3 protein-coding genes and 1 pseudogene are annotated in these 3402 nt (G+C 61.1%); 3 read left to right on the top strand and 1 reads right to left on the bottom strand.

Annotated elements, in window-relative coordinates:
• A pseudogene (locus EOB80_RS35745) lies at positions 1 to 125 on the bottom strand (transcriptional regulator); the annotation flags it as partial.
• Between the two features lie 497 nt (positions 126 to 622).
• On the opposite strand from EOB80_RS35745, the gene rpsL reads away from it, so the two are divergent.
• The 3 genes from rpsL to fusA form a co-directional block, all read left to right on the top strand.
• On the top strand, positions 623 to 994 hold the full coding sequence (gene rpsL, locus EOB80_RS33135) for a 30S ribosomal protein S12 (RefSeq protein ID WP_006333356.1): 372 nt from the start codon (positions 623 to 625) through the stop codon (positions 992 to 994).
• 76 nt (positions 995 to 1070) lie between these two features.
• Positions 1071 to 1541, top strand: a complete 471-nt coding sequence (gene rpsG / locus EOB80_RS33140) for a 30S ribosomal protein S7 (protein WP_008875664.1) — start codon at positions 1071 to 1073, stop codon at positions 1539 to 1541.
• A gap of 29 nt (positions 1542 to 1570) precedes the next feature.
• A partial coding sequence (gene fusA / locus EOB80_RS33145; protein WP_127332168.1) for an elongation factor G occupies positions 1571 to 3402 on the top strand: 1832 nt, incomplete at its 3' end.

The following is a 3402-nucleotide window of genomic DNA, read 5'->3' on the forward strand; positions in this document are numbered from 1 at the left end:
CGGCGCACCGCCGAATCGTCGTCGGGCGCGACCAGCATGACGTGGACGCCCTCCGGTTTGCCGCCTTTTTTCTTCCACACCCGGCCGGTGATGATGGTGACCGGGCGTTCTTCATTGTCGTTCACGGGCCGATTCCTCTTGGCAGCGGGTGGGAGGGCGAGGGGGTTTTGACTGCTCATGCGGCCTTTTCGCATGAAGCAAGGCCGCGCAACAGCGCAAACCCATTCACTTTGCCTGAAGGCTTGTCACTTTCTTCCTCGCTCTTGCAAAAATGCGAAAGAAAATTACATGCGGTTTTCGCATGGCTGCCAAGCCTTGGTCGGCGCGCAATATTTGATGCTCCGGGCTTGACGGTCCGCGGTCTTACGAGTAGAAGCCGCCCAGTCAGAACCGATGTGAGGCTCTCCCTTCCGAAGCGACACGCTTTGGAGTTTGCCTCAAACAGGGTTCGTTTTACGAGCGAAAAGACATTTCCGGCGTGCACGAAGCGGCTTCCGCTTCCTCTGCCTTTTGTTCGGGCAAGACCGCGAGGCGCGGTTTATGGCCCGAATTTGCGTATGGAAATGACGCTTTGAGCGGCCCTGACCGGGCGAGACACGGAATTGAGAGACAAGAGGGTTTAATGCCTACCGTCAACCAGCTGATCCGCAAGCCGCGCATTGCGCCGGTGAAGCGCAACAAGGTCCCGGCCATGCAGCAGAACCCGCAGAAGCGGGGCGTCTGCACGCGCGTCTATACAACGACGCCGAAGAAGCCGAACTCGGCGCTGCGCAAGGTGGCCAAGATCCGCCTGACCAATGGTTTTGAAGTGATCGGGTACATCCCCGGCGAAGGCCACAACCTTCAGGAACACTCCGTGGTGATGATCCGCGGCGGCCGCGTCAAGGATCTTCCGGGCGTTCGCTACCACATCATCCGCGGCGTGCTCGACACGCAGGGTGTGAAGAACCGCAAGCAGCGCCGTTCGAAGTACGGCGCCAAGCGTCCGAAGTAAGGGGCGTCCGAAGTAAGATTTTCCGGCCTTGGCGCTCCTTGAGTGCGTCGGGCTATGAGATTGAGAGACAAAAGCCATGTCGCGTCGTCACAGTGCAGAAAAGCGTGAGATCAATCCGGACCCGAAGTTCGGCGATCTGATCGTCACCAAGTTCATGAACGCCGTCATGTATGATGGCAAGAAGTCGGTTGCCGAGACCATCGTCTACGGCGCGCTCGACCAGGTTCAGTCGAAGACCAAGCAGGAGCCGGTCACCGTCTTCCATCAGGCGCTCGACAATGTCGCGCCGCATGTTGAAGTGCGTTCGCGTCGTGTCGGTGGCGCCACCTACCAGGTTCCGGTCGACGTGCGCCCCGAGCGGCGCCAGGCATTGGCCATTCGCTGGCTGATCGCTGCGGCCCGCAATCGCAACGAGACCACGATGGTCGACCGCCTCTCCGGCGAGCTGATGGATGCGGCCAACAACCGCGGCACGGCTGTCAAGAAGCGTGAAGACACCCACAAGATGGCTGAAGCCAACCGCGCTTTCGCGCACTACCGCTGGTAAAGCGCGAACGAGACTGAGAGGCAGCTACGATGGCCCGCGAATACAAAATCGAAGACTACCGCAATTTCGGTATCATGGCGCATATTGACGCCGGCAAGACGACGACCACCGAGCGCGTCCTCTACTACACGGGCAAGTCGCACAAGATCGGCGAAGTCCATGACGGCGCTGCCACCATGGATTGGATGGAGCAGGAGCAGGAGCGCGGCATCACGATCACCTCCGCCGCGACCACGACCTTCTGGAAGGCTCGTGACGGCAAGATGCACCGCTTCAACATCATCGACACCCCCGGCCACGTCGACTTCACCATCGAAGTCGAGCGTTCGCTGCGCGTGCTCGACGGCGCCATCGCGCTGCTCGATGCCAATGCCGGCGTTGAGCCGCAGACCGAGACCGTCTGGCGCCAGGCCGACAAGTACCGCGTTCCGCGCATGATCTTCTGCAACAAGATGGACAAGATCGGCGCCGACTTCTACCGCTCGGTCGAGATGATCGGTTCGCGCCTCGGTGCGCATGCCGTTGTCATGCAGCTGCCGATCGGCGCCGAGACCGAGTTCAAGGGCGTCGTCGACCTCGTCGAGATGAACGCGCTTGTCTGGCGCGACGAGACGCTGGGCGCTGCCTGGGATGTCGTCGAGATCCCGGACGACCTCAAGGCTCGTGCCGAAGAATACCGCGAGAAGATGATCGAGGCCGCCGTCGAGATGGACGAGACGGCGCTTGAGAATTACCTCGAAGGCAAGATGCCGTCGAATGACGAGATCCGCGCGCTGATCCGCAAGGGCACCATCGCGGTCAAGTTCTACCCGATGTTCTGTGGCTCGGCCTTTAAGAACAAGGGCGTGCAGCCGCTGCTCGACGCCGTCGTCGAATATCTGCCGTCGCCGGCCGATGTTCCCGCCATCAAGGGTGTCGATGCCAAGACCGACGCCGAGATCGAGCGTCACGCCGACGACAACGAGCCTCTGTCGATGCTCGCCTTCAAGATCATGAACGACCCGTTCGTCGGTTCGCTAACCTTTGCCCGCATCTATTCGGGCAGGCTCACCAAGGGCATCTCGGTCGACAACACCGTGAAAGGCAAGAAAGAGCGCATCGGCCGCATGCTGCAGATGCATGCGAACTCGCGCGCCGACGTCGAAGAGGCTTTTGCCGGCGACATCGTTGCTCTTGCCGGTCTCAAGGACACGACCACCGGCGACACGCTGAGCGATCCGCTGCATCCGGTCATTCTCGAGCGCATGGAATTCCCCGATCCGGTCATCCAGATCGCCATCGAGCCGAAGACCAAGAACGACCAGGAAAAGATGGGCCTCGCCCTTCACCGCCTGGCCGCCGAGGATCCGTCCTTCCGTGTCAAGACCGACGAGGAAAGCGGCCAGACCATCATTTCCGGCATGGGCGAACTTCACCTGGACATCATCGTCGACCGTATGCGTCGCGAGTTCAAGGTCGAGGCCAATGTCGGCGCACCGCAGGTGGCTTATCGCGAGACGATCACCCGCAGGCACGAGCAGGACTACACGCACAAGAAGCAGACCGGCGGTACCGGTCAGTTCGCTCGCGTCAAGATCGTCTTCGAGCCGAACCCGGACAGCAGCGAGTTCGAGTTCGAGACCAAGATCGTCGGCGGCGCCGTGCCGAAGGAATACATCCCCGGTGTCGAAAAGGGCATCAACAGCGTCATGACCTCGGGTCCGTTCGCGGGCTTCCCGATGATCGGCGTCAAGGCGACGCTGATCGACGGCGCTTACCACGATGTCGACTCCAGCGTTCTGGCCTTCGAAATCGCCGGCCGCGCCTGCTTCCGTGAAGCCGCACCCAAGCTTGGCGTGCAGCTGCTCGAGCCGATCATGAA

This window comes from Mesorhizobium sp. M7A.F.Ca.MR.245.00.0.0 (genome assembly GCF_003997415.1).
Taxonomy (GTDB): domain Bacteria; phylum Pseudomonadota; class Alphaproteobacteria; order Rhizobiales; family Rhizobiaceae; genus Mesorhizobium.